Origin of the sequence: Mesorhizobium sp. M7D.F.Ca.US.004.03.1.1 (assembly GCF_003998635.1) — a bacterium.
Classification (GTDB): Bacteria; Pseudomonadota; Alphaproteobacteria; order Rhizobiales; family Rhizobiaceae; genus Mesorhizobium; species Mesorhizobium loti.
In genome coordinates, this window is the sequence record NZ_RZQG01000966.1 from 1 (window position 1) to 2,148 (window position 2,148).

At 62.8% G+C, this 2,148-nt stretch carries 3 protein-coding genes; 2 read left to right on the forward strand and 1 reads right to left on the reverse strand.

Annotated elements, in window-relative coordinates:
* On the forward strand, positions 1-203 hold a 203-nt coding region (locus EN935_RS32570; RefSeq protein WP_164771552.1), incomplete at its 5' end, for an antibiotic biosynthesis monooxygenase.
* Between the two features lie 159 nt (positions 204-362).
* Here the strand turns inward: EN935_RS32570 and mbfA are convergent.
* The gene (gene mbfA / locus EN935_RS32575) at positions 363-1,346 is read right to left on the reverse strand and encodes an iron exporter MbfA (protein WP_109667652.1); all 984 of its coding nucleotides are present in this window, start codon (positions 1,344-1,346) and stop codon (positions 363-365) included.
* A gap of 176 nt (positions 1,347-1,522) precedes the next feature.
* On the opposite strand from mbfA, the gene EN935_RS32580 reads away from it, so the two are divergent.
* Positions 1,523-1,846: a hypothetical protein gene (locus EN935_RS32580; RefSeq protein WP_024502197.1), complete on the forward strand. Its 324-nt coding sequence runs from the start codon at positions 1,523-1,525 to the stop codon at positions 1,844-1,846.
* The last annotated feature ends 302 nt before the right edge of the window (positions 1,847-2,148 follow it).

The window sequence follows — 2,148 nt, forward strand, 5'->3', positions numbered from 1 at the left end:
ACCGCATCCTGTCCTTGTCGTTCTGGCGCGACGAGGAGGCGGTGAAGGCTTGGCGCAACACCGAGGAACACCGGCAGGCGCAGAAGGCCGGCCGTGGCGGTATCTTTGCCGGCTACCGTCTGCGGATTGCGCATGTGGTGAGGGATTATGGGCTGACCGAGAGGGACGAGGCGCCTGGGGATAGTCGGGCGGTGAATGGGTGAACGGGCAACCCGCGTGGCGCCAGCCCCCTCATCCGGCCGCTTCGCGGCCACCTTCTCCCCGGCGGGGAGAAGAGGTTGGCGCGGCGCTGGAAAGCTCCTCTCCCCTCTGGGAGAGGTCAGCCGAGCGAAGCGGAGGCTGGGTGAGGGGGCGCTTTGCGCTTACGCATTCCCGATCAGCACGCCGGCCGCGAACACCAGCGCGCCGCCCAGCACCACCTGGAAGGCGGCGCGCAGGAAGGGCGTCTGCATGTAGCGGTTCTGGACGAAGGCAATCGCCCACAGTTCGAAGAACACCACAACCGCAGCGACGGCTGTCGCCGTCCAGAAATGCGGGATGAGATAGGGCAATGCGTGGCCAAGGCCACCCGCCGACGTCATGACGCCGGTGGTGATGCCGCGTTTTATCGGCGAACCACGGCCCGATAGCTTGCCGTCGTCGGAAGCCACTTCGGTGAAGCCCATCGAGATGCCGGCGCCGATCGAGGCGGCAAGCCCGACCAGAAAGGTCTGCCAGGTGTCATGGGTGGCAAACGCTGCGGCGAAGATCGGCGCCAGCGTCGACACCGAGCCGTCCATCAATCCGGCAAGCCCCGGCTGCACATAGGTGAGGATGAACTGGCGCTGCTCGGCGGCGGCCTCTTCGTCCTTCACTTCGCCCGGTACGTGCTTTTGCTCCAGGCGCTGCGCCAGCGTTTCGTGCCCTTGCTCGGCCAATGCCAGATCGTCGAGCAGCTTTCTGGTCGAGGCATCCGTGGTGCGCTTGGCCGCCTCGACGTAGAACAGATAGGCCTGCCGCTCCATCGCCTCGGCCTGGCTGCGCACGTGCTCGATGCCGAGCGGTCTCACCAGCCAGTCGGGCTTGCGCTCGTAATACCCCTTCACATGCTCGCGCCGGATCAGCGGAATACGTTCGCCGAACCGACTGCGGAAGAGCTCGATCAGCGCATCGCGATGGCCATCCTCTTCCTCGGCCATCTCCTCGAACACTTTTGCCGATTGCGGGAAGGTGTCTGCCAGTCCGTCGGCATAGGCCCGGTAGATGCGTCCGTCATCCTCCTCGGACGAAATGGCCAGCGCCAGGATCTCCTGTTCGGTAAGCGATTCGAAGGGACGGCGGCCGAAGCCGAAAACACGGGAAAGCATGAGGAATTCACCCTAGTTTAGAATAATTCTAAAGTAGGGTTTTGAACGCCTTTGGTCAATTGCGCGCTTGGGTCGCGGTCAAGAATTGTTGAAGCCCCGCGCCCGCGGCGACCCTTCATTATCAGTGAATGTTCACCTATATAGCTGCACTCAAGCCAAGAACAAGGAGCCCGCAGATGACGGCAAAACAGCCTCCGCACCCCTATGATCCAAAGCCCGTTCTCGACCTCATCGCCAGCATCGAGGCCGACCTGCAGCGCCTGAAAGGCCTGGTCGAACAACAGGTCGAGAAATTCGACCCCGCCAATCCGCACAACAAGGCGCCGGACGGCAAACTGACCGAGGAAGGCGTCGAGTGCTGCTACCGCATGTTCGACGAGGGCAAGTCGCGCTATTCGGTTGCCCAGCAGATGAAGATCTCCTTTGCCGCCGCCAGCCACCGGTTCAACAACTGGCGCAAGCTGGGTGGGAGCAAGAGGCAGAGGACGCTGCTTGGCTAGAATAGGGTGGCCAATTTGCTGATCTCGGCGCCGCCCCTCATTGCCCTGCCGGGCATTTCTCCCCGTAAACGGGGAGAAGGAAGCTGGCCGTGATGCCGCGCCCTTCTTGCGACGCTGGCGATTGGCGAAACCGCTGGCGACAGCTCCCCTCTCCCCGTCACTATACGGGGAGAGGATGCCGGCAGGCAGGTGAGGGGCGGCGCAAACGCCGATCATGACTCGCCAAACTTTGTAACGGTCACATTTTTCCCATGGTGCGCCACCTCCCTTTGCGGGCATCATGAAGGGCAACATGTTTCCAC

Bases quoted from the DNA above. Each gene is read 5' to 3' on its own strand.
- mbfA (WP_109667652.1), bottom strand. From the start codon at position 1,346: ATGCTTTCCCGTGTTTTCGGCTTCGGCCGCCGTCCCTTCGAATCGCTT.
- EN935_RS32580 (WP_024502197.1), top strand. From the start codon at position 1,523: ATGACGGCAAAACAGCCTCCGCACCCCTATGATCCAAAGCCCGTTCTC.